Origin of the sequence: Sphingobacterium tenebrionis, assembly GCF_037126265.1 — a bacterium.
Classification (GTDB): domain Bacteria; phylum Bacteroidota; class Bacteroidia; order Sphingobacteriales; family Sphingobacteriaceae; genus Sphingobacterium; species Sphingobacterium tenebrionis.
The window spans coordinates 14,655-36,360 of the sequence record NZ_JAYLLN010000013.1 but is presented as its reverse complement, the minus strand read 5'-3'; the positions used below and the strand labels follow the sequence as shown (position 1 = coordinate 36,360).

21 protein-coding genes are annotated in these 21,706 nt (G+C 37.7%); 11 read left to right on the top strand and 10 right to left on the bottom strand.

Features of this window, described 5'->3' with window-relative positions; translation table 11 throughout:
* The first annotated feature begins 24 nt into the window (after positions 1–24).
* The 3 genes from ispE (at position 25) to VJ786_RS07125 (ending at position 2,592) form a co-directional block, all read left to right on the top strand.
* Positions 25–831, top strand: coding sequence for a 4-(cytidine 5'-diphospho)-2-C-methyl-D-erythritol kinase (ispE, locus tag VJ786_RS07135; RefSeq protein WP_134776463.1), 807 nt, complete (start codon positions 25–27; stop codon positions 829–831).
* A 112-nt stretch (positions 832–943) separates the two neighbouring features.
* Positions 944–2,278, top strand: a complete 1,335-nt coding sequence (gene gdhA / locus VJ786_RS07130; protein WP_134776462.1) for an NADP-specific glutamate dehydrogenase — start codon at positions 944–946, stop codon at positions 2,276–2,278.
* Positions 2,279–2,346: 68 nt separating this feature from the next.
* A complete protein-coding gene (locus VJ786_RS07125; RefSeq protein WP_134778376.1) occupies positions 2,347–2,592 on the top strand; it encodes a hypothetical protein in 246 nt (81 codons plus the stop codon).
* Between the two features lie 186 nt (positions 2,593–2,778).
* On the opposite strand, the gene VJ786_RS07120 is transcribed toward VJ786_RS07125, so the two are convergent.
* Positions 2,779–3,462, bottom strand: a complete 684-nt coding sequence (locus tag VJ786_RS07120; RefSeq protein ID WP_134776461.1) for an SIR2 family NAD-dependent protein deacylase — start codon at positions 3,460–3,462, stop codon at positions 2,779–2,781.
* Between the two features lie 63 nt (positions 3,463–3,525).
* The gene (locus VJ786_RS07115; RefSeq protein ID WP_099366277.1) at positions 3,526–3,819 is read right to left on the bottom strand and encodes a YgaP family membrane protein; all 294 of its coding nucleotides are present in this window, start codon (positions 3,817–3,819) and stop codon (positions 3,526–3,528) included.
* A gap of 120 nt (positions 3,820–3,939) precedes the next feature.
* On the opposite strand from VJ786_RS07115, the gene VJ786_RS07110 reads away from it, so the two are divergent.
* The 5 genes from VJ786_RS07110 to VJ786_RS07090 all read left to right on the top strand — a co-directional run bounded on the left by VJ786_RS07110 (position 3,940) and on the right by VJ786_RS07090 (position 10,735).
* Positions 3,940–4,782, top strand: a complete 843-nt coding sequence (locus tag VJ786_RS07110) for an ATP cone domain-containing protein (RefSeq protein ID WP_134776460.1) — start codon at positions 3,940–3,942, stop codon at positions 4,780–4,782.
* The gene (locus VJ786_RS07105; RefSeq protein ID WP_134776459.1) at positions 4,775–5,527 is read left to right on the top strand and encodes an LOG family protein; all 753 of its coding nucleotides are present in this window, start codon (positions 4,775–4,777) and stop codon (positions 5,525–5,527) included. Before VJ786_RS07110 ends, VJ786_RS07105 begins: the two co-directional genes overlap by 8 nt.
* 104 nt (positions 5,528–5,631) lie before the next feature.
* Positions 5,632–6,534, top strand: a complete 903-nt coding sequence (locus VJ786_RS07100; RefSeq protein WP_134776458.1) for a sugar phosphate isomerase/epimerase family protein — start codon at positions 5,632–5,634, stop codon at positions 6,532–6,534.
* Positions 6,535–6,777: 243 nt separating this feature from the next.
* Positions 6,778–7,923 (top strand): hypothetical protein, encoded by a 1,146-nt coding sequence (locus VJ786_RS07095; RefSeq protein ID WP_134776457.1) that lies wholly within the window; start codon positions 6,778–6,780, stop codon positions 7,921–7,923.
* A gap of 1 nt (position 7,924) precedes the next feature.
* Complete coding sequence (locus VJ786_RS07090; protein WP_134776456.1) at positions 7,925–10,735, top strand: peptidase associated domain and porin domain-containing protein; 2,811 nt, start codon at positions 7,925–7,927, stop codon at positions 10,733–10,735.
* 283 nt (positions 10,736–11,018) lie between these two features.
* Here VJ786_RS07090 and VJ786_RS07085 read toward each other — a convergent pair whose 3' ends face one another.
* Together VJ786_RS07085 and VJ786_RS07080 are read right to left on the bottom strand one after the other, a co-directional pair.
* Positions 11,019–12,377 carry a M56 family metallopeptidase gene (locus VJ786_RS07085; protein ID WP_167554222.1) on the bottom strand — a complete coding sequence of 453 codons (1,359 nt, stop codon included), beginning with the start codon at positions 12,375–12,377 and terminating at the stop codon, positions 11,019–11,021.
* Between the two features lie 71 nt (positions 12,378–12,448).
* On the bottom strand, positions 12,449–12,820 hold the full coding sequence (locus VJ786_RS07080; protein WP_134776452.1) for a BlaI/MecI/CopY family transcriptional regulator: 372 nt from the start codon (positions 12,818–12,820) through the stop codon (positions 12,449–12,451).
* A gap of 220 nt (positions 12,821–13,040) precedes the next feature.
* Between VJ786_RS07080 and VJ786_RS07075 the strand changes: the two genes are divergently transcribed.
* Both VJ786_RS07075 and VJ786_RS07070 read left to right on the top strand, forming a co-directional pair.
* Positions 13,041–14,645: a M60 family metallopeptidase gene (locus VJ786_RS07075; RefSeq protein ID WP_134776451.1), complete on the top strand. Its 1,605-nt coding sequence runs from the start codon at positions 13,041–13,043 to the stop codon at positions 14,643–14,645.
* 96 nt (positions 14,646–14,741) lie between these two features.
* Positions 14,742–16,082: a hypothetical protein gene (locus VJ786_RS07070; RefSeq protein WP_134776450.1), complete on the top strand. Its 1,341-nt coding sequence runs from the start codon at positions 14,742–14,744 to the stop codon at positions 16,080–16,082.
* Positions 16,083–16,093: 11 nt separating this feature from the next.
* Here VJ786_RS07070 and VJ786_RS07065 read toward each other — a convergent pair whose 3' ends face one another.
* The gene (locus VJ786_RS07065) at positions 16,094–16,579 is read right to left on the bottom strand and encodes a GNAT family N-acetyltransferase (RefSeq protein WP_134776449.1); all 486 of its coding nucleotides are present in this window, start codon (positions 16,577–16,579) and stop codon (positions 16,094–16,096) included.
* 394 nt (positions 16,580–16,973) lie between these two features.
* Between VJ786_RS07065 and VJ786_RS07060 the strand changes: the two genes are divergently transcribed.
* On the top strand, positions 16,974–17,375 hold the full coding sequence (locus VJ786_RS07060) for a type II toxin-antitoxin system HicB family antitoxin (protein ID WP_134776448.1): 402 nt from the start codon (positions 16,974–16,976) through the stop codon (positions 17,373–17,375).
* A gap of 125 nt (positions 17,376–17,500) precedes the next feature.
* Here VJ786_RS07060 and VJ786_RS07055 read toward each other — a convergent pair whose 3' ends face one another.
* Genes VJ786_RS07055 through cobA form a run of 5 tightly spaced genes read right to left on the bottom strand, consistent with a single transcriptional unit; the run spans position 17,501 to position 21,704 of the window.
* Positions 17,501–18,742, bottom strand: a complete 1,242-nt coding sequence (locus VJ786_RS07055; RefSeq protein ID WP_134776447.1) for a sulfate adenylyltransferase subunit 1 — start codon at positions 18,740–18,742, stop codon at positions 17,501–17,503.
* Between the two features lie 18 nt (positions 18,743–18,760).
* Positions 18,761–19,651 (bottom strand): sulfate adenylyltransferase subunit CysD, encoded by an 891-nt coding sequence (gene cysD / locus VJ786_RS07050; protein WP_134776446.1) that lies wholly within the window; start codon positions 19,649–19,651, stop codon positions 18,761–18,763.
* A gap of 10 nt (positions 19,652–19,661) precedes the next feature.
* Positions 19,662–20,366, bottom strand: a complete 705-nt coding sequence (locus VJ786_RS07045; RefSeq protein ID WP_134776445.1) for a phosphoadenylyl-sulfate reductase — start codon at positions 20,364–20,366, stop codon at positions 19,662–19,664.
* Entirely contained in the window at positions 20,344–20,937 is a 594-nt protein-coding gene (locus VJ786_RS07040) for a precorrin-2 dehydrogenase/sirohydrochlorin ferrochelatase family protein (protein ID WP_134776444.1), read from the bottom strand. The genes VJ786_RS07045 and VJ786_RS07040 overlap by 23 nt, the downstream gene beginning before the upstream one ends.
* Positions 20,934–21,704, bottom strand: coding sequence for a uroporphyrinogen-III C-methyltransferase (gene cobA / locus VJ786_RS07035; RefSeq protein ID WP_134776443.1), 771 nt, complete (start codon positions 21,702–21,704; stop codon positions 20,934–20,936). The genes VJ786_RS07040 and cobA overlap by 4 nt, the downstream gene beginning before the upstream one ends.
* Positions 21,705–21,706 lie beyond the last annotated feature (2 nt).

Here is a 21,706-nt window from a genome sequence, read left to right as displayed (position 1 = left end):
TATCATCCACATTAAAAATCAACTATGCTCAAATTCGCAAATGCTAAAATCAATATAGGCTTGCATATTACAGAAAAGCGTTCCGACGGATACCATAACCTGGAAACTGTGTTTTATCCAGTGAAGATTTATGATGCTGTCGAAATCACACCTAGCCAGGAAGTAGCCTTGCAGATTTGGAATTCAGATTTAATAGCTGATGATAATAACTTGTGTTTAAGGGCATATAGGTTGTTAAGTTCCATATATGATTTACCTCCAGTAACCATTCATTTGCTGAAAAATATTCCGATTGGTGCTGGCTTAGGGGGAGGTTCTTCCGATGCAACAGCTGTATTACTGTTATTGAACGAACAATTTTCCTTAAATATTTCTACAGAAGAATTGAAGCAATTAGCTGCAAAACTTGGTGCCGATTGTCCATTCTTTGTAGAGAATAAAGCGATGTATGCTGTAGGTATAGGAACAGATCTCGAAGAGATTGCTCTTGATCTATCTTCCTATCAGATCGTACTGGTCAAGCCGGATATCCATATCTCTACGGCAGAAGCATATAGTCAGGTCCTTCCGAAACCATCCGAACTGGATTTACGGCAAGCGATAAATCTTCCCATTCAGGAATGGAAATATACCATTAAGAATGATTTTGAATTTTCTCTTTTCGAAAAATATCCGCTGATAGGTGATATCAAGAATAAGATGTATGAATTGGGGGCTATTTATGCATCCATGAGCGGATCTGGATCTTCTGTCTACGGTATTTTTGATACCACCGATGGATTGGAAGATTTAAAGCATTACGGTCAACTGTTTTTGCCTACTAATTTATAATCCTTTCCAGTTATTTAGGGCTTTTAATTGTATTGATAAAATGCGTAAATAATTAGCGTTTTTTCAATATTTTCATTAGTATTGTGGTGAAAAAATAAATAATTAACAATAAATGTCCCTAAATCTTAAGAATTTCATCAAACAAGTTGATTTGCGAAACCCAAATGAACCTGAATTTTTACAGGCTGTCACGGAGGTTGTCGAAGATCTTATTCCCTATGTAAATGAGCATCGTCCTGATCTTATTGACCTTAAAATTTTAGAACGGATGGTTGAACCTGAACGAATTGTTTCTTTTCGGGTGGCTTGGACAGATGATCAGAATCAGATCCAGGTAAATCGAGGTTATCGTGTTCAAATGAATTCGGCCATCGGACCTTACAAGGGAGGTTTGCGATTTGCCCCAGATGTAAATCTGAGCATTCTTAAGTTTTTGGCATTTGAGCAGGTGTTCAAGAACAGCCTGACCAGTTTGCCTATTGGTGGTGGAAAGGGAGGTTCTGATTTTGATCCCAAAGGAAAGTCAGATATGGAAATCATGCGTTTTTGCCAAAGCTTCATGACCGAATTACAAAGACATATTGGGTCGGAAACCGATGTTCCTGCGGGGGATATTGGTGTTGGAGGACGTGAAATAGGCTATCTGTTCGGGCAATATAAGCGCTTGCAGAACAATTTTTCAGGTGTATTGACCGGAAAAGGTACTGCTTGGGGTGGTTCGTACATCCGTCCAGAGGCTACTGGTTATGGTCTGCTTTATTTTGTTCAATGTATTTTGGATTACAATAACGAAAAGATAGAAGGAAAGACTGTCTGTATTTCCGGAGCAGGGAATGTAGCCTTTTACGCTGCTGAAAAAGCTATTCAAATGGGCGCAAAAGTACTCACCTTGTCCAATAGTCAAGGAGCGATTTATGATAAGGAAGGCTTTAGTCTGGATAAATTGAATTATCTAGGAACCTTAGGGCGAGATCTGGCCAAATACACGAAGAAATATCCTTCTGCAAGTTATCATGCCAAGGAAAATCCATGGCAGTTTGCATGCGATATTGCCCTTCCATGTGCCACCCAGAACGAGATCAATGAGGCAGATGCCAAAAGATTGGTGAAAAATGGATGTAAGATTGTGGCTGAAGGGGCAAATATGCCATCCTCAGCAGAAGCCATTAAAGTATATCTGCAAGCTAAGATCCATTTTGGTCCTGGAAAAGCGGCCAACGCTGGAGGTGTCGCTGTTTCCGGCTTAGAAATGTCCCAGAATGCGATCGGACAGCAATGGGCACGGGAAAAAGTGGACCACCGCCTGAAATTGATCATGGAAAATATACATAAAACCTGTGTGCGCTATGGTAAAGAGCCAAACGGCTATATCAATTACCTCAAAGGAGCTAATATTGGTGGGTTCATAAAAGTAGCCGAAGCCATGAAAGCGCAAGGGGTCGTTTAAGCAATTTAAATTTTATATTTTTGAAATTCCAAGTCCAATTCAGGCTTGGAATTTTTTTAGTGATCTATATGCGTGTATTAGCAGAATTACCTCATCCGGAATGTAAGATTAGCATCTTCGGCATGAATCAGAAGTTTATCATCAAGTTTGAGCAAGGTACTTTAGAGCAATCCTATAAATTGGCTGAAGTGGATGTAGTAGGTGGTATAAATGGAGTTTTTGAAATGTTGGATGAACACTTTATTCAACAGGTGCTTTCTATCTTTACCCAGATGAGAGGGGCAATAATCGAAACCTATAATAAATATCAATAATAGGTTTATATAAATTTTATAAATGCTTGAAAAACAATAGGTATTTAATAAATAAACCCCAAAACAAAATTATATTTTGTTTTGGGGTTTTCTTTTTGTTGTCATAAAAATAGGAAAGTAAATTATTAATTTATGTAATATATCTAAAATGTTGAATTATAGTTGTTTTTATGTGGTAAAAAAATTTTATTTGGCTATTAAATCTGCCAAATATCTAACACCTTTGGAGGCTTTTTCGGAAATCTTGATCACGTTGGGTGGAACCCGATATTCTTCCGCATTAGGGTCAATCAGAATGAGTTTACATAAGGGGGAAGTTTCATATAATAGGTTTGCTGCAGGGTAAACCTGAAGGGATGTGCCGATCACTACAAATACATCAGCCTGGGAGGCAAGCTTGGATGCCGGGATCATATTCGGGACAGCTTCCCCAAACCAAACCACATGTGGTCTTAATGGAGAACCTAACTCACACACACTTCCAGAAATTATTTCATCGCCTTTGATTTCATATACCAAATTGGGATTGATGGAGGATTGGGACTTTCGGATTTCACCATGGAGATGAAGTACCTTGCTGCTACCGGCTCGTTCATGTAGGTCGTCGATATTCTGAGTGATGATGTGTACATCAAAATCCTGCTCCAACTCAGCCAATTTTAAATGTGCTTCGTTTGGAGTGGCTTCTATACAGTTCTTCCGACGCTTGTTATAAAAATCCTGCATCAATGCTGGGTTTCTTTGCCAAGCCTCCGGAGTGGCCACATCTTCTACGCGATGACCCTCCCATAGTCCATCTGTTCCACGAAAAGTAGGTAATCCACTCTCTACGGAGATCCCAGCTCCGGTAAATACGACAACTTTTTTCATTTTCAAAGATAAAAAAATCCGATTCCTACGGATAGGAATCGGATCTTCTTATGGGCTATTTTGTTATTTTACAAAATACCTGTGTTCAACTACTGTAGCTTCTGCTTTTTTGCTGTCAAATGTATCTTTAACAGCACAATAACCAGTTACTCCTCGGTAGATCAATGCTCCACCCAGAGTGATTCCAGATACGGATGTTAACGGGCTTTTCAAAACGGATTTGATACCCATCGCTAAAATGAATCCACCTGCAACAACAGATAATACGCGTTCCGATTTGCCGATATTTCCATCTGTACAAGAATCGTCCATGGTAGATTTTAACTTGTCGAATGCTAAATTTAATATTCCGCTCATAATTGTCTCTATTAATCGTTATGTTATAAACGTTTTGGCGAGGCTTTTGTTTTGAGAGAAATTAGAATTTTCAGGATAACCTGCAAAATTTGTACTTTCACATTTAAAATAAATTTATCTATGCTAGTAAAGAAGTATTCTGGCGAATTGGTGCCTTTTGATGAATCTGCTTTAAGAAAATCACTGACACGTTCCGGCGCTACTGATCAGGAGGTGGATCAGGTTTATAAAGATATCAAGGATTGTCTTTATGATGGAATCAGCACAAGAGAGCTTTATGATGCGGCATTTAAAGCCTTAAAAGCTAAGAAAAGTTCCTACGCTGCGCGTTATAGCCTGAAGAAAGCCTTACGTGAATTAGGACCAGAGGGTTTCTATTTTGAAAAGTGGGTGGCCAGGATGTTTCAAGAAGACGGGTATCAAGCTGTAACCGGACAAACCGTTCAAGGCCATGCCGTATCACATGAAATTGATGTGGTGGCTCTCCATGGGGAAACTTTACTGGCAATTGAATGTAAATTCAGAAACGATGCTGACGCGAAGATTTCGGTCACTACGCCTATGTATTTCAAGTCTAGGGTAGAGGATGTATCGGGTATTCCGTATAGTTTCTTCGGCCAGAAAAAGGAATTTACGGATGGGTGGTTGGTGACCAATGCCTACCTAACCACCGATTCCATTGCCTTCGGCGAATATTATAAAATGAACCTGCTTTCATGGGATTATCCGCGCGGAAGTTCCATCAAAGCTCGGGTGGATAATAATGGGGAGTATCCGGTAACTTGTTTAACGACCTTGACCCAACAGGACAAGTCCATGTTATTGAAAAATCAATGTATTCTGGTAAAGGACTTGATACGAGATGCTGCCGTATTGGATCGGATTCAGATTCCCCAACCTAAAAAGCAGCAGATTTTACAGGAAGCCCAAGAATTGTTAGCTAGCCCTTTGGAACATGAGTAATAAATTTGTTAGAGAAGAGATCAGCTTTTTTAAAGGAGCTAGAAATAGGTTAATCGAGCTGAAGTATGTTTTTGGCGTTTTCTTTCAGTTTATGAAAGGATTTAGGACGCTACATTTTGTAGGACCTTGTGTTACGGTGTTTGGATCTGCCCGCTTTGGCGAAGATCATCGGTATTATAAGCAGGCAAGAGCAGTATCGGCTGAATTGGCCAATATCGGATTTACGATCATGACCGGAGGAGGACCTGGGATAATGGAGGCTGCAAATCGAGGTGCTAAGGATGTAGGTGGTCCTTCAGTAGGCTGTAATATCGTACTTCCCCACGAGCAGATGCATAATCCCTATATGGATAAGTTCGTGAATATCGATTACTTTTTTGTTCGCAAAGAACTTTTAAGGAAATATTCCTTTGCATTTGTGATCATGCCGGGAGGTTTTGGAACATTGGATGAATTCTTTGAAACCTTGACCTTGATTCAAACCAAAAAGATTTCCCAATTTCCAATTGTTATTATGGGGCTTGATTATCACCGATTTATCAAAGAACATGTGGAGCTGATGATTCAGGAGAAGACCATTAGTCCGGAAGATCAGGATCTGTTATTGTTTACGGATGATGTGCAGGAGGCTGTGGAACATATCCGGAAATATGCCGATACCAATAAGATAATCAAACTGAAAGAGCCAAAACCAAGCTGGATATTGGGTGAGCCCAAAATCAGAAAGGAAAAAAAGGCGGTTTAATATAAAATACCTATTGTTTTGCAATAGGTATTCTTTTTTGTATTTTCCCGTTGAATTATGAAAATGACACTTTTTTAAGATTCCTGAACCCAATTTAATTAATCATGTTAAGAAAAGATTTCATTAAAAGCTTATCCATTCTTGCGGGGGCTAGCCTTGCATCGCCTGTATTTTCAAAGACCGAATCGTATTTGTTTGCTAAAAAGATAAAAAAGGGATTGGGATTTAGTATGATCCAAGAGAACCTGAGTTTGGTGGATAAATTGAAGTTGGTAAAGGATTTGGGCTTTGATGGGGTAGAGTTTAATGGACCTATAGATTTTACTGTTGATGAGTTGTTGGATGCAAAGGAAAAATCGGGGATAGAAATTCCGAGTTTGGTGAATCGGGATCATTGGTCGAAGCCGCTTTCGGATCCTGATGCTTCTGTAAGGAAATTTACGATTGATTCGGTGGTAAAGACTGTTAAGGAAACAAAGGCATTGGGTGGAGATACTGTTCTGGTGGTGCCTGGAGTGGTTAATGATAAAGTTTCTTATGAGACTGCCTGGAAGAATTCCATTGATTCTATCAAGAGGATATTACCACAGGTGGAACAATTTGGGGTGAAGATTGGGATTGAGAATGTGTGGAATAACTTTATTTTAAGTCCTATAGAGGCTAAAATGTATCTGAAGGAAATCAATCATCCTTTAGTGGGATGGTATTTTGATTTAGGAAATATTCTTAGGTACGGCTGGCCGGAGCATTGGCTGGAAAGCTTGGATTCGCATATCGTGAAATTGCATGTGAAGGAGTTTAGTAAGGATATCATGAATAATCAAGGCTTAGGAAAGGGATTTGGGGTGGAATTAGGGAAGGGGGATGTGAACTGGAAGAGGGTAATGGAAACGATTCGGAAGAGTAATTATAAGGGAGAGTGGATGACGTTGGAAGTAGGTCACGGGGATCGGAATCATTTGAGAAAATTATCCCAGCAGTTTGATGAGATTTTAAAACTTGGGTAATGTTTACGTCATTGCGAGGAGGTACGACGAAGCAATCTTTCTTTCCATGTCATCCTGAGTTTCCATGTCATCCTGAGCGTAGTCGAAGGATCTGCACGGGTACCAAATGTAGATGCTTCGACTTCGCTCAGCATGACATGCAGGGAAGATTGCTTCGTTCCTCGCAATGACGTAGGATTAACACCAATTAACAACACCAATTATCAATACCAAATATAAATACCAATTATCAACACCTTATTTATGAGAAAAATCCTATTATTATTCCTATTCCTTTCAACCTTTCTTTCTGCTTATTCCCAGCGTTTGATTTATTCTTCCGATTATCCTGTAGAAAAAATCCGTATTATCCTGGAACAATTGCGCGGGGGCACAGTATCTGAAAACTTAACTGATCTTGAATATATCCCTTTAGGAGGTGGTAAAAACGACATTATTGATTACATATCAAATATCATTACTACCTCTACTAATATAGGCATCATCAACAACAGTAATCAAAATCTATTCATATACGATCTGAAAGGGAATTTAATAAAACGTATTTCAGAAATCGAAGGATTTAAACCAAAAAATAAAGTCTTATTCTATTACATCCAACAGGAAAAAGGAAAAATTGTTGCATATGGCGATAAATTAAAGGTTGTTTTTAACGAAAAAGGAGAAATCCTGGAAAAGGACTTAGATTATAAATACAAGGGGACAAAGTCTTTTATTTCCTTACAGGACACCAAATTTTATTATGGTTCTCCTGCTTCTGGAAAAAAAGATTCCTTGCCGGAATATGCTCTAAAAATGAATGATAGTATATTGGTTCGTTATGACCCAAGAGATACCATAGGATTTATGTTTGGAACTGAAACAATCATTAAAACCTCCGAAGAAATTGGTTTTGCCGTATTCCCAAATACCTATCGAATTGCCCAGCTCAATCCTACGGGAGTAAGTAAAATTATCCAATTAGTATTCCCATTTAAAAATACGGTGGATACCAGTAATTATGATTTGTATAAATCCGTACAATCATATATGAAATATATTGAAAATAATAGGGATAAAATAGTAAGCATTGCGGCAGCAAAACGCTATAAACAATATCTTTTATTTCAAGTAATTGGTTCAAACCAGACTCGTATTGCCCTAAATTTATCGAACAATGAAATAATTAGCCTCAATAAAATACTTCCCGATAAATCCAACGATTATCTGGAATTTTTAGGCTATAATTTATTGACAACGGATGGAGAATACATTTATACCATTATATTTCCAAATGATATAGCCCGTGCAAAGGAGAAGTCTAAAATTGAAGGGCATAGTATGCGAAAGGAATATCTCCAATTAGAAAAGTCCCTAAACCCAATCCTTGTCCGTTTTAAGCTTAAATAACATGCGCCAAAAAATTATACTATTCCTCATGTTCATCATGGGCATGATTGGTACTATCCATGCCCAAACAAAAATTCAAGGTACTCTTATTGATTCCACCTACAATAGGGTGTTGGAAGCAGCTACGGTTTCCATTTATGAAAACGGCAAGAAATCGGTAGATCAAGTTTCCCTTACTGACCGGTATGGGAAATTCCTAATCGAAAAACCTACGGTTGGAAAACCCATGTATATTGAGTTCAGTCTTCAGGGTTATAAAAAAGTAAAGATCGATTATCAATTGGCCACCAATGAAAGCAAGGATTTTGGCAAAATCAATATGATCCAAGTAGAGAATGAGATTGAAGTGGTGGATCTGATTCCTCCTGTTCGCATGAATGGGGATACCATCGAATTCAATGCTGATGCTTTCCAATTGGATTCCAATGCGGTTGTTGAAGATCTGTTACAAAAATTGCCTGGGATGGTTGTCTGGGGCGATGGTGAAGTGACGTATAATGGTAGAACGGTTCCCACTATTCTAGTGAATGGCAAGCCTTTCTTTGGATCGGATATGGCTATTGCGCTTCAGAATATTGATAAAAAAGCGGTGGATAAGCTTCAGGTATATGATAAGCGAACCTTTGAAGAAAAACAGAAAGAGCCTGAAAATAAACAGATGGAAATGAATGTGGTGCTGAAAAGGGGGAAGGAGAACATGATGTTTGGTAGTATTGGTGCTGGATATGGTACAGACGATAGGTATCAAGGAAATATGAACCTGAATAAAAGCTTTGGCAAATCACAGGCAACAGTTGCGTATTCTGTCAATAATATCAATAAAAACCTGAGCAGTGTGGACCAACTCTTGAGGAATACAACATTCAAAGGGATAGGGGTAAATGCGGATTTTGAATCCGATTTTCAGCGACAGGGGATCCTGAATCAGCATGTGATTGGCGCTCGTTATCAATACGACCTTAGTGGTAACAACCAAACCAATAATCAACACAATTTTCAGGGAAATGTAAATGCGAGATGGGAAAAGAATTTGCAGGAAAACGAATCGCAAACCATTCTATTGACCTCGGAAAGTACAGACCATAATAGCCGCTCATCCAAATCCAATGCGGAATATGATTCTAGACATCAGACTGGAAATTTTAAATATTCCCGGAGAAAAAATTCAAGCAATGGTGAAGAACGTAGCTTTAATTACAGTGCAGATATCAATTTGAGAAATAGCCACTCAGAAAGTATTTCAAGTAACCTGTACCTATATGATTATTTGGAAAACCAATCTTCCAATAGCCTTGAAAACTCAAATACCTCATTAAATTCAGCTATGGATTTCAATTTACGGTATAATTTAAATCAGAAATGGAAAGTAAAGGATGGGGATGGGAAAAGTTTGAATAAAACGTTTGATTTAATTGGTTTTGATTTTGGATTATGGGGATCAGTAGGTTCCTCAAATGGAGAAAACTTTATGCTTGGTAATTATGAGAACTTTACTGATCCTGAATTGAACAAAGAAAGTAATAGGAGTTATAATAGTTCAAATGATTCTAAAGATATATCTGCAGATATGAATTTATCATATGATAAATTTGGTTTGAAACAGCGGTTAAATTATAAAAAATCAGATTTTGACCAAGTTGTAAATGAACTGTTTGCGGGAGATATGATTGAGAATGGTTCATTGACACATGTTTCTTCATCAAATCAGTTAGAATATGAACCAACTTTAACCTATAATACCAGTTTACAGAGTAAATACCTAAATGGTAGGTATAGTAAAAGCATCAGTCTTAACCTGTCTATGGGGGCAAGATTTTTTAGGGATGATCAGACCTCTACATTGGATTATCGGAATTTACTTCAAAATTTCACCACATTTAAGCCTAATATTTCCCTAAACCAAAGCTTTAGCCGTATGGGTAAATATTACCTCAGCAATGCTTTAAGTTATAATTATAATGAAGAGTATCCTTCTTTGGATAGGCTGAGGCCGATATATGATGATATCAATCCAGGAATACGGTATTATGGTTCAAGATATCTATTAAAAGCTACTGGTGTTCATGCTTTTAGTTTGAATGGAAATTATAATGAAATGAAGCAATATTCTGCTAGGTTTAATTATAATGTTAATTATAGAATTTATAAGGATGGTCTTACGGATAGTTTGGTTTTTGAAGGACCCGAACAACAGGTATATACGAGTCAGGTTCCTCAATCTCAACATCTCGTGTCTTATTATCTTAGTTTTGATAAACCATTTTTGTTAAAGAAAGATCATACCTTAACCCTTAATGTTTCCAATAATGGAAGTTGGGGTAATAAATATCAATATGTGGATGACTTTATGCAGGAAATGATCAATAGAAACCTTTCTTTTCAAATGAATATGAATTATACATTCTTGAATAAGCTGCAGGTGGCGATGAAGAATAATTTTGGAATTTATTCGAGAACAGATAAAAAAGCGGAGAACAGTAATAATGATTATACGTCAAAGAATTGGACTTTGGGTCTTGCTACGGCATATATGTTGACGAAAAGATGGACAATTAATACTAGTTTGGATAACAGGACCAACTTTTCAAAGTTTCAGGATAATAAGGCTTTGATCTGGAATGCGAATATGACGTATAGAATGTTGAAAGGTAATAATTTAGAAGTGAAGGTAGCAGCGCTGGATTTATTGAAGCAGAATAAAGGCTTTTATTTTTATGATAGTGTAACGGAGTTTACTTCAGGAACGAGGAATATTCTAACGCAGTATTATATGGTTTCTTTGAGCTATATGCCAAGGAAGTTTGGGAAGTAATTTTAGTGTTTTTTCGTCATTGCGAGGAGGTTTGCGTCATTGCGAGGAGGTTTGCGTCATTGCGAGGAGGTACGACGAAGCAATCTTTCTTTCCATGTCCTCCTGAGCGTAGTCGAAGGATCTGCACGTGTACCAAATGTAGATACTTCGACTTCGCTCAGCATGACATGCAGGGAAGATTGCTTCGTTCCTCGCAATGACGCTGAAAGATTGCTTCGTTCCTCGCAATGACGTCAACCTGCAATGACGTATGGCCTCGCAATGACGTAAAACCTCTCAAAAGTTAATTACTATCAAATAACCTATTCCCAAAAACCTTATTATAATAAGACAAGGTATAAACATCGATCTGATGTGTATAAATCCTTCCTTCCTTGGCCTTTCCGTGCAATTTACTCACTGAATAATACACAATATCATCATTCGAAAAATTATCCAAATCCTTATTACTTGATTTTTTACCATCAATCCAAACTCCATAAACCGAGGGGTTTTTCCAGGCAGAAAACGTATTCATATCTGGTGATTTCTTTGTTGGTTTTGTTTCCAATGTAATAAATACACCAGGACTCAAAAACATATTACCTTCCCCAGATCTCGCAGCTCTCTGTTCCTTCGTCATTTTGGAAGCAATATACGCCATCCGTTTTTGATCAATGGAGCTAAAATCCACATTATTCCTATTTTTACCAACAGACAATTCTCTAATCACTTTATCATACTCCTCCAACATGGCTTTACTTGCACCTTTTTGTGGCACAGTATCCGTAGCCTGAAATGCCTTATTCGCAGAAACCACATCTTCCATTTCAGAAATTGTTTCCATTGGAAGACTTCCAGCAGTCTTGTTACTGAACAATAGGGCAGACCCTGCCAGCAACAAGCCAGAGAAAACAAGCATACCTGCTTTGTTCCTCCATTTTTCTTTTTTGTTCATCATGTTTAATCGGGTTTTTAATTGTTTAAAATTTAATTGACTACTCAGAATTGGATTTTTCTCTTGATATTCCAGTCCGATCAAGAGGTATTGATAGGCTTTTAATGAATTGCTTTTATTTAATACCGCTTCATCCGCTAAATATTCATGATTTAATTGTATTGAATTTTTGATCAACCAATTAAAAGGATTCCAATAAGCAAAGATCAAGATGATTTCAGCCAATAACACATCTAAACTATGAACCTGTCTGACATGCGCTAATTCATGATCTAAGACCATTTTCGAAATATCCTTTCCATAATCTTTCTTAGAAACAAATACATACTTGAAAAAGCTGAAAGGATCGTTTTTCCCGTTTAATACAATCAAGGTAAAATTTGATTGCGGAATTCCTTTATTTCTTCTAATCAATCTGTATAATTGAAGGAGGTTTTTGAGAAACCTGATCAATAACAAAACCGATATACCTATCCCAAGGATGACAAGCACAAAAACCCAATCAATCTTTTCCTGCTCAACTAAGTTCGGTTCGGTAAGAATGGAAGGTCCAACTGACCCTTGGTTAATAACAGTCTGCTGTATATTTGGAATCTGATGAAGCAATTCCGGTGCATCCATCACGGAAAAACTTAGGAAAGGAATTACAAAGGGAAATAGGATACAGGCGATGAGGTATATTCTCTTCGCTACATGATAATTCATGTTTTCAAACCATAGTTTATATGGGAAATACAAACAGGCAGAGCAAAGCAGATAATTTATAATATAAGCCATCATGATTTTTTCTTTTCTATTTCCGAATCGATCATTCGTTTCAGTTCTTGCAACTGTTCTTCATTCAGATCACTTGATTTGGTAAAAAAGGAGGCAAATTGCAAAGGAGAATTTCCGAAAAAATCCTTGATCATACTGTTTACCTGTTTCCCAAAATACGCTTCCTTGTCGATCAAGGGATAGTACTGCCGAGAATTTCCCAACATCTTATAACCTACAAATCCTTTCTCCTGCATCCTTTTCAATAAGGTCAATACCGTAGAATTGGACGGAAGAGGAGGTTCGAACTGATCCATAATTTCTTTCATAAAGGCTTTTTCTAGGTTCCAGATGATTTCCATTACTTGTTCTTCGGATTTTGAAAGGCTCATGTCTACAATTGTTTATGTTACTCTACAAATGTAGATATTAAAATTAGAATTCCAAACTTTTTATCAAATTTTAATGGCATAGCCAAATCACATAAATATTACAATCTAAGCAATCGATTGATTAGCATAATATGCCCTTAGCATCCCTTTCAACCCCTTAAAAACGGGTTTTTATCGAAATCTAATACTTATATTAGGTTCAAACATTATGAATTTTATTATGAATAAAACCTTTTTGACCTTAGCCATTTCCTGTTTGTTGACCGGTTCTGCTTTGGGACAAAGCGCCCAAGATTTTAAGGACGCCTATGAGAACCTATCTATTTTCCAGGATGCCATGGCGACCAAACTTAAGCCAGGCATCAAGAAAAAACAGATTGAACAATTAAAGGATCCAGCTTTAAAACAACTGGCATTGGACTTATTGAATGGTAAAAACGATAACCAATATAAATTGGCAAGTTATAAGGCCTATTTATCCCCAAATGTTCTGGGAAATATGTTGAGCATTGGCGATGGATATAGTAAATATGAGAATGTTACGGGTGTTTATCTTCCAAAAGGTAAACATATCATCATCGTAGATGGAATTGAGGAAGGTAAAGATGTGAAGTTATTGGTTCCCAATTGGATGCGAAAAGCTCCCAATCCGGAAGAACCTACCAAAGATCCGAAAGGATGGGGAATCGAGAAGAAGGAATTTGAGTTGAAAAATGGTGTCAATATCATCGAATTAAAGGATTTTGGAAGTTTGGCCTACATCAGTTATTTCTCCTATGAACCTGAAAAAGAAAAACCGATTACAGTCAATTTCCTTACTGGACAGGTAAACGGATATTTTGATATCAATAAACATAAGGATGCAGATTGGGACCGCATGTTATCCCAAGCGGTATTTCCTATTCTGGATGCCAAAGGAAAGCATATTCAGATTGCTTATCCGGTGGAATCCCTTAAAAAATATGCGGCAGGTAAAGGGGTAGAGCTGATCAGTAATTATGATTCCCTGGTATATCGCCAACACCGGATCATGGGACTGATCAAACACAACCGAGTGCCGGAAAATAAAATCCTGGCTCGGGTAAACTATAACTATTACATGTTCCGTGATGGGGATGGGGTAGCTTATATGGGTGATAAGAAGGGATATGCCATGGGGATGGTGGTAAATCCGGCATCGGTGATCAAAGGGGATCCATGTTGGGGATTCAGCCATGAAGTAGGGCATGTGCACCAAACCAGACCCATGTTCAATTGGGGAGGTTTGGGTGAAGTGAGTAATAACCTATTTTCCTTATATGTGATGCGTTCCTTCGGAAATAAATCCCGGATATTGGGACAGAACAATTTCAATTTGGCAAAGACCAATATCATCGATAAAAAGATTTCCTTCCTGCAGGATCCTGATGTATTTAATAGATTGGTTCCATTCTGGCAATTGCAGTTGTATTTTGAAGGGGCTGGTAATAATCCTGACTTTTATCCTGATCTTTTTGAGGCTTTCCGTAATCAGAATAAAAACAATACCCCGAACAGGCAGCGAATCCAGGCAAATTGGGGCAGGGCAGGAGCTCCAATGGAACGTAATCCAGCTGTACATCAACTGAATTTCGTGAAAACAGCCTGTGAAGTTTCCAAAACTGACCTGACCGAATTCTTTGATAAATATGGCTTCTTTTATGTAGGTACTATGGAATATGATGATTATGGAAAATATAATTATAATATGACGCAAGAAATGGTTGATGAATGCAAGAAAGCCATTAAGGCGATGAACTATAAAAAACCTAGTTTAGATATCAGTACGTTAAGCGATAAATTTTAAAATATAAGAATAGCTTGTTTTTTGACAAGCTATTTTTTTTTAAATTAAAGCCATTAATACCACATTATTTTTAATACCACTTTAACTTAAAGCTGCATGAAATCAGTTTCGCGATTATTTTTTCATTATTTATTATTGCTGTTACCAATCACCTTATTACCAATTACGTCTTTTGCTGCGAATGGGGATAGCAGTATAGTGGAATATTTCAGGGCTAGGATCAAGGATTATGAAAAATCTGGAGATTATGCTTACCAGAAGGGAAAAAAGCTTCCGATAAACCAGGTTGCTTCAGCTAAAGAAAGGATTTGGGAACTTTGGAAAAATGCAAATACCACTTTTGAGCAGTTACCGATAGTTTCATCGGAAGCCCCAAAAGAGAAATATGATTATCCGATATATTCTTGGAAAATGATTGAAGAGAACCCCATGCCTTTCTATTATTTCAAGAAACAGGAAAAACCTGCGGGAGGTTATCCATTGTTCCTAAATACCCATGGTTCAGGGCCAAAATCTTCGGAGTTCCTCGCTACGCTAAAATGGAGTTTAGTTTATCAGGACGGTCCCTCTGTTTATTTTATTCCCCAGATTCCCAATGAGAAAAGATACCGCTGGTGGTTTAAATCCAAGCAATATGCCTGGGAAAAGTTATTTCGATTGGCAATGATAGATAATACCTTTAACCCAAATAAACTCTATGTAATGGGTATTTCGGAAGGAGGATATGGAAGCCAACGCTTGGCGGCATTTTATGCGGATTATCTAGCAGGAGCAGGGCCAATGGCAGGAGGGGAGCCTCTAGAAAATGCGCCACCATTAAATTTTAGGCATATCGCCTTTTCGTTGGAAACTGGGGAAAAGGATACGGGTTTTGGAAGGAATAAACTGACATTAGCGGCTAAGCAGCAATTCGATAGCTTAAGTAAGATGTATCCAGGAGATTTTATCCATAAAATCAATCTGCAAGAAGGAAAAGGTCATAGTATTGATTATCGTGTAACTACACCTTGGTTGGTAAATTATTCTAGAAAGCCACGTCCAATAGATTATGAATGGATACTGTTTCCGATGGATGGCCGATATCGTAGAAGTTTTTATAACGTTTTTGTGCGGAAACCCTTGAATATTTCAGAGGCGGATGAATTTGATCGGGCATCATTTAAATTTAGGGTAGATAAAAAGGATAATGCCATCTATTTAGAAACAAGTTTGAAGGATAAAATGAGTGTCAAAAGCAAACCAGTCGATTCGGGAGAAATCAGTATCTATCTAGCGGAGGACATGGTTGATTTGTCTAAAAAGATCAAGGTATATTATCAGGGAAAACTTGTACAAAATAAAAAATTGCAGCTTTCAGAGGCGAATATTATAGCGAGCTGTGCGATTTTTGCAGATCCAGAAAGATTATTCCCGGCCAGGATTGATTTGAAGTTATAAGCTGTTTCTGATTAAATTTTCTTGTAAATATATTCTTCAATTTCGATTTGTCTGATCGTTGAAAATCCTTTATCTGAACCGATTTTTATAAATCCACAGTTTTCCAGGACCTTTTGTGAGCCTAGGTTATCAAATGCAGTACGTCCATATAATGGTCTTGTTTTTTCAATGTCAAGGAAATTTTCCAATGCTTTTGAAGCAATTCCTTGTCCCCAAAATTTTCTGTCAATCCAATAGGTGATTTCTGCATCTGATTCGAGGATAAATTTGGAAATGCTTCCTACGATTTCATTGTCAATCAAGATCGTTTGGTTGTTGGTGGAAGGATCTGCTAATATTTTAGTGTATTTATTAAGATATGCGGATTTGTTCTTAGAATCTTTTGACATAAATGCCGCTAAATGCCGAGCTTCTTGATCCAGTTGGAATTGAAATAAGGTTTCTAGATCTGAGGATTCTGTTGGTCTTAATCTTATGTTTTTGTAAAAGTTATTCATGGGCATAAATAGTTTTTTAAATAGTTCCAATTAAATCCTTTGGAAAATTATCTTTAAGTAAAAATAAAACTAATAATCATTTTCGTGGATTAGCTTTTATGTTTGGCTTCGAAGTAATAGTATACTGAAAGCATACTGAAAGTAAGTAAAATGTATGCTTTATATATTTATTACTTGCTTTAATCTTGGTTTAAACATGCTTAAAGTACGATTCTAACCCTAAATCAAACATATTTTGAAGTGTTAGGTTAGAAAGCAGGCTTAGGAAATAGATAATATACGTTGATATTCAGAATTTGCTGAGACAAGTAAATATAATAATCTTTTTGATGGAATTTTATGGGTAAATTTAAGACTGAATGATCCCAAGGATGATTTCTTAAAATTAAAGGATATGAAAACTTTAGAAATTATAATTGAACGCGGAGAAGAAATGTTTGGAGCGTATGCAGAGAGAATTAAAGGAGTTTATGGGACAGGAAATACAGTTGAAGAGACAAAACAATCCATCCTTGATAGTATTGAACTGTTAAAAGAGTATAATACTGCAGAAAATATTCCAAACGTATTAAAAGGTGATTATAATATTGTCTATCATTTCGATGCTGAAAGTTTTCTTAACTATTACAAAGGAATCTTTACCAATGCTGCACTCGAAAAAATAACAGGCATTAATCAGCGTCAGTTACAACATTATTCATCAGGTTTAAAAAAACCACGACAACCACAGCTTAAAAAAATTGAAGATGGCTTACACAAGCTTGCAAAAGAACTTCAATCAATAGTATTAATTTAAGGCAACTACTAATTATTTAAATTTTACTTATAGTAATCCTATAATTTATATTATGTTAAATAGAATATTACAAAGACTCCCCTTATAGAGAATCCTTGCGTTGTTTTAAAATATAATGTATCCGATTAGGCTGAATGTAATATCACTGCTGCTACCGTTAAGTTGCTTCTAGGATCTATTAATATACCCCTTGAATTTTCAGGAAAATCCAGTTGGTCATCAAAGATGATATTCTCCGCTGCTTTAATTTTCACTTTGGCAATATCATTCAAACCGATATTCTCTCCAACAATTTTTTCCTGATTGTGCACATCGTATTTATACTCAATTTCAGCTACCTTAATTTTGGTCAGTTTACTGTGATTTTGTAAAAGATAGATTTGACCAATTTCCAAAGCTTGATTTTCAAACCAAGCCAAATTCGCCTCTACTATTTTTTCGGATCTTGCTGGATATGCTGCACTAACTATAAAATCACCCCTGGAAATATCCAATTCATCCTCCAAATGCAAAATTACAGATGCACCATTCTCAGCGATATCTAATGGTTTCTGGTCGAATTCTATGGCTGAAACCCTAGATCGTTGTCCGCTTGGAAGGATTACAACCTCTTCTCCTATCTTCAGCCCCTCTCCTAGCACTTTACCAGCATATCCCCTATAATCATGTAAATCAGCGCTTTGTGGTCTGATTACCCATTGTACAGGCAATCGCCAGCCTTTATTTTCCGAACTATCAATTTCCACATTTTCAAGATATTCCAATAAGGAGGGTCCTGAATACCAACTCATTTCATTCGATTTTGAAACAATATTATCACCTTTTAAGGCTGATACCGGAATAAAGTCTACATCTTTTAACTCGAGGTTTTCAGCTAAACGAAGGTAATCCGTTTTAATATTCTCATATACAGCCAATTCATAATCCATCATATCCATTTTATTGATACAAACCAATACCTTTTTTAGCCCTAATAATTTGGCTAAAAATGAATGTCTTTTGGTTTGTTCGATAACCCCTTTCCTCGCATCGATCAAAATAATGATCAGATCAGAATTGGATGCACCGGTTACCATGTTTCGGGTATACTGTATATGCCCGGGCGCGTCGGCTATGATAAACTTCCTTTTTTCGGTTTGGAAATACTTGTAAGCTACATCGATGGTAATTCCCTGTTCACGTTCTGCCTTGAGCCCATCGGTCAATATGGCAAGATCTACAGTTCCATCGTCATTTTTTCTATTAGCCCGTTTTATGGCCTCCAACTGGTCATCCAATATGGAATTCGTATCATAGAGCAATCTCCCGATTAAGGTGCTTTTTCCATCGTCAACAGATCCAGCTGTAATAAATTTTATAATGTTCATGATGATGCTATACTAAGTTTAAAAATAACCTTGTTTCTTGCGCTCTTCCATCGCGGCTTCCGATACCTTATCGTCCATTCTTGCTCCTCTTTCGCTTACCGTAGAAGCTTTTATTTCTGCGATAATGTCATCCAAGGTATTCGCTTCTGAATCTACTGCAGCTGTACAGGTAATATCTCCTATTGTTCTGAATCTTACGGATTTATTTTTAATATTATCTTCTTGATCTAATTGTAGGACAGGATGTGCAGCCATCCATTGCCCATTCCTAAAAACCACCTCTCTTTCGTGACTGAAATAGATGGACGGAATGGCTATCTGCTCTCTTTTTATATAGTTCCATACATCCATTTCCGTCCAATTGGAAATGGGAAATACGCGGACATTCTCACCTTTCTGAATCTTCCCATTGAAGATATTCCACAGTTCAGGTCTTTGCCTCTTTGGATCCCATTGTCCAAAATCATCCCTAACCGAAAATATCCTTTCCTTTGCCCGAGCTTTTTCCTCATCCCTCCTTGCCCCACCAATACAAGCATCAAATCCATGTTGTTCGATGGTATCCAACAGCGTAATGGTCTGCAGCGCGTTTCGACTGGCGTTTTTGCCTTTTTGCTCAATCGCCTTCCCTTGATCTATGCTATCCTGAACATAGGCAACGATCAATTGCTCGCCAGTTTCTTTAACCAATTGATCCCTAAAATCTAATGTTTCCTGGAAATTATGCCCTGTATCGATATGCACTAAAGGAAAAGGGAATTTTCCAGGCCGAAAGGCTTTCTTAGCCAAGTGCACCAAGGTGATGGAATCTTTTCCCCCAGAGAATAATAAGGCTGGCTTTTCAAATTGCCCGGCAACTTCTCTTAATATATAAATGGCTTCCGCCTCTAAATGATCTAAATAATCCATGCTTATGTTCTTATTTCGTAATCTGATGTAATCCACACTCCTTTTTGCTTTTATCTTCCCACCACCAACGTCCTGCCCTAAAGTCTTCGCCTGCCTGTATAGCTCGTGTACAAGGTTGGCATCCAATACTTGGAAAACCTTTGTCGTGTAATGGATTATAAGGTATGAAGTTATTCTTTAGTTGAAGTTCAACTTCTGCCAATGTCCAATCAAATAACGGATGTATTTTGATGATTTGATTGGATGCATCCCATTCCACTGGCTCCATTTGATCGCGGTTATCGGATTGCTCTCTTCGGATTCCCGTGATCCATACCTCATATCCGTGGATAGCCCTTTTTAAGGGTTCAATCTTTCGGATATAACAACATTCCTTTCGATCCTCTATGGATTGATAAAAACTGGAAGGGCCTTTTTTGTTAACAAGTTCTTCTACAGCTGATGTATTTGGATAATATGCCCGAATGGGCATTCGGTAGGTTTCCAAGGTCCGGTTCCATACATAATAGGTCTCTGGAAAAAGTCGACCAGTATCTAAGGTGATCAATTGGGCTTGACTTCTGATGGAAGCCAATAAATGGGTGATCACTTGATCCTCTATACCAAAGGAGGTTGTGAACACAGCATTGCTCCCAAACTTAGTATCCACATAGGTTAGAATTCCGATCGCATCAAGCCCTTGAATCTCCTGTTTAATTTCTGCTACCCTGTTCATAATCTGCAATTAATCCTTTGGTATGTTCATTCAACACCTTTATTTTTTCTTTTAGATTGCCTCTAAGCTGATTGCGATAGCTGGATAATAACTCCAGGCTCTCATCAATTTCCTCCGGTAAGATATCCTGCAAGAATTCCTTTAATCTTTTGCTGATGGTGGGTGACTTCCCATTGCTGGATATGCCGATCTTTAGGTTGCCTTTTTGAACAACCGATCCCAGGTAAAAATCACATAAAGCCGGTTTGTCTGCCACATTTAATAGAATATGCCTACTCTTGGCCAATTCTCTTACTTGCTCATTGAAAGTTGGGTTATTGCTGGCCAGGATGATGATATGCTTATTCTCCACATCATTATCCTGAAAGGCTCTTTCATGGATGTCCACATTTGGTTTCCCATTTGCGAATTCCCGAAATGCTGGAGTGATCTCCTTTGCTACCACCATGACTTGAGCATGTGGCGAATTGCTTAATATTGCCTGTAATTTCTCCAATCCGACAGGTCCTGCTCCTACCAGCAAAGTCTGTAACTGATCCAATTTCAGGTATATGGGGAATAACTCGTTCATGATGCAACGGAGCTTAAAAGTTCTTTTTTTACCTGTTCAAATTGTTGATGTTTAGCGACTACCTCACCAAGCACGATAATGGCAGGAACGCCTATCTTATTTTCTTCAACGGCTTCGATAATAGAGTCTATTCGTCCTAAAACCACTTTTTCATTTTCCAAGGAACCATTTTGGATGAGTGCGATCGGCAATTCTCCTTTTCCAGCATCCTGATAAAGCTTGACGATTTGCTTAAGCTTTGCAAATCCCATCAATACCACCACGGTTGCATTGGTTTTTACGGCAGCAAATAAATCTTCTGAGATCCTTCCATCAGATGTGGAGCCGGTAATCACCCAAAAAGATTCGGCTATTCCTCGATAGGTCAAGGGGATTTCCTGCAATGCTGTTAAACCTACGGAAGACGATATACCTGGAACTACAGCGGTTTCAATACCAAAGGTTCTAACGAAATCGAGTTCCTCGCCACCTCTACCGAATACAAAAGGGTCGCCCCCCTTTAAACGAACTACATGCCCATGGGTCAATGCATATTCGACCATCAATTGATTGATATAATCCTGTGAAGTAGAGAGCCTTTCCGCCCTTTTTCCTACATATATTTTAGTACAGTGGGCTGGTGCTTCTGCTAATAAGCATTCATTGACTAGGGCATCGTAAAGAATAACATCAGCAGACGCTATGGCTTTCATTCCCTTTAACGTAATTAGATCTGGGTCGCCTGGCCCTGCTCCAACTAAAGTAACCTTTGCTTTCACTTGTGTCATGT

Excerpts from the sequence above, each read along its gene's own strand:
- ispE (WP_134776463.1), top strand. The coding sequence starts at position 25 with ATGCTCAAATTCGCAAATGCTAAAATCAATATAGGCTTGCATATTACA.
- gdhA (WP_134776462.1), top strand. The coding sequence starts at position 944 with ATGTCCCTAAATCTTAAGAATTTCATCAAACAAGTTGATTTGCGAAAC.
- VJ786_RS07125 (WP_134778376.1), top strand. The coding sequence starts at position 2,347 with ATGCGTGTATTAGCAGAATTACCTCATCCGGAATGTAAGATTAGCATC.
- VJ786_RS07120 (WP_134776461.1), bottom strand. The coding sequence starts at position 3,462 with ATGAAAAAAGTTGTCGTATTTACCGGAGCTGGGATCTCCGTAGAGAGT.
- VJ786_RS07115 (WP_099366277.1), bottom strand. The coding sequence starts at position 3,819 with ATGAGCGGAATATTAAATTTAGCATTCGACAAGTTAAAATCTACCATG.
- VJ786_RS07110 (WP_134776460.1), top strand. The coding sequence starts at position 3,940 with ATGCTAGTAAAGAAGTATTCTGGCGAATTGGTGCCTTTTGATGAATCT.
- VJ786_RS07105 (WP_134776459.1), top strand. The coding sequence starts at position 4,775 with ATGAGTAATAAATTTGTTAGAGAAGAGATCAGCTTTTTTAAAGGAGCT.
- VJ786_RS07100 (WP_134776458.1), top strand. The coding sequence starts at position 5,632 with ATGTTAAGAAAAGATTTCATTAAAAGCTTATCCATTCTTGCGGGGGCT.
- VJ786_RS07095 (WP_134776457.1), top strand. The coding sequence starts at position 6,778 with ATGAGAAAAATCCTATTATTATTCCTATTCCTTTCAACCTTTCTTTCT.
- VJ786_RS07090 (WP_134776456.1), top strand. The coding sequence starts at position 7,925 with ATGCGCCAAAAAATTATACTATTCCTCATGTTCATCATGGGCATGATT.
- VJ786_RS07085 (WP_167554222.1), bottom strand. The coding sequence starts at position 12,377 with ATGAATTATCATGTAGCGAAGAGAATATACCTCATCGCCTGTATCCTA.
- VJ786_RS07080 (WP_134776452.1), bottom strand. The coding sequence starts at position 12,820 with ATGAGCCTTTCAAAATCCGAAGAACAAGTAATGGAAATCATCTGGAAC.
- VJ786_RS07075 (WP_134776451.1), top strand. The coding sequence starts at position 13,041 with ATGAATAAAACCTTTTTGACCTTAGCCATTTCCTGTTTGTTGACCGGT.
- VJ786_RS07070 (WP_134776450.1), top strand. The coding sequence starts at position 14,742 with ATGAAATCAGTTTCGCGATTATTTTTTCATTATTTATTATTGCTGTTA.
- VJ786_RS07065 (WP_134776449.1), bottom strand. The coding sequence starts at position 16,579 with ATGAATAACTTTTACAAAAACATAAGATTAAGACCAACAGAATCCTCA.
- VJ786_RS07060 (WP_134776448.1), top strand. The coding sequence starts at position 16,974 with ATGAAAACTTTAGAAATTATAATTGAACGCGGAGAAGAAATGTTTGGA.
- VJ786_RS07055 (WP_134776447.1), bottom strand. The coding sequence starts at position 18,742 with ATGAACATTATAAAATTTATTACAGCTGGATCTGTTGACGATGGAAAA.
- cysD (WP_134776446.1), bottom strand. The coding sequence starts at position 19,651 with ATGGATTATTTAGATCATTTAGAGGCGGAAGCCATTTATATATTAAGA.
- VJ786_RS07045 (WP_134776445.1), bottom strand. The coding sequence starts at position 20,366 with ATGAACAGGGTAGCAGAAATTAAACAGGAGATTCAAGGGCTTGATGCG.
- VJ786_RS07040 (WP_134776444.1), bottom strand. The coding sequence starts at position 20,937 with ATGAACGAGTTATTCCCCATATACCTGAAATTGGATCAGTTACAGACT.
- cobA (WP_134776443.1), bottom strand. The coding sequence starts at position 21,704 with ATGACACAAGTGAAAGCAAAGGTTACTTTAGTTGGAGCAGGGCCAGGC.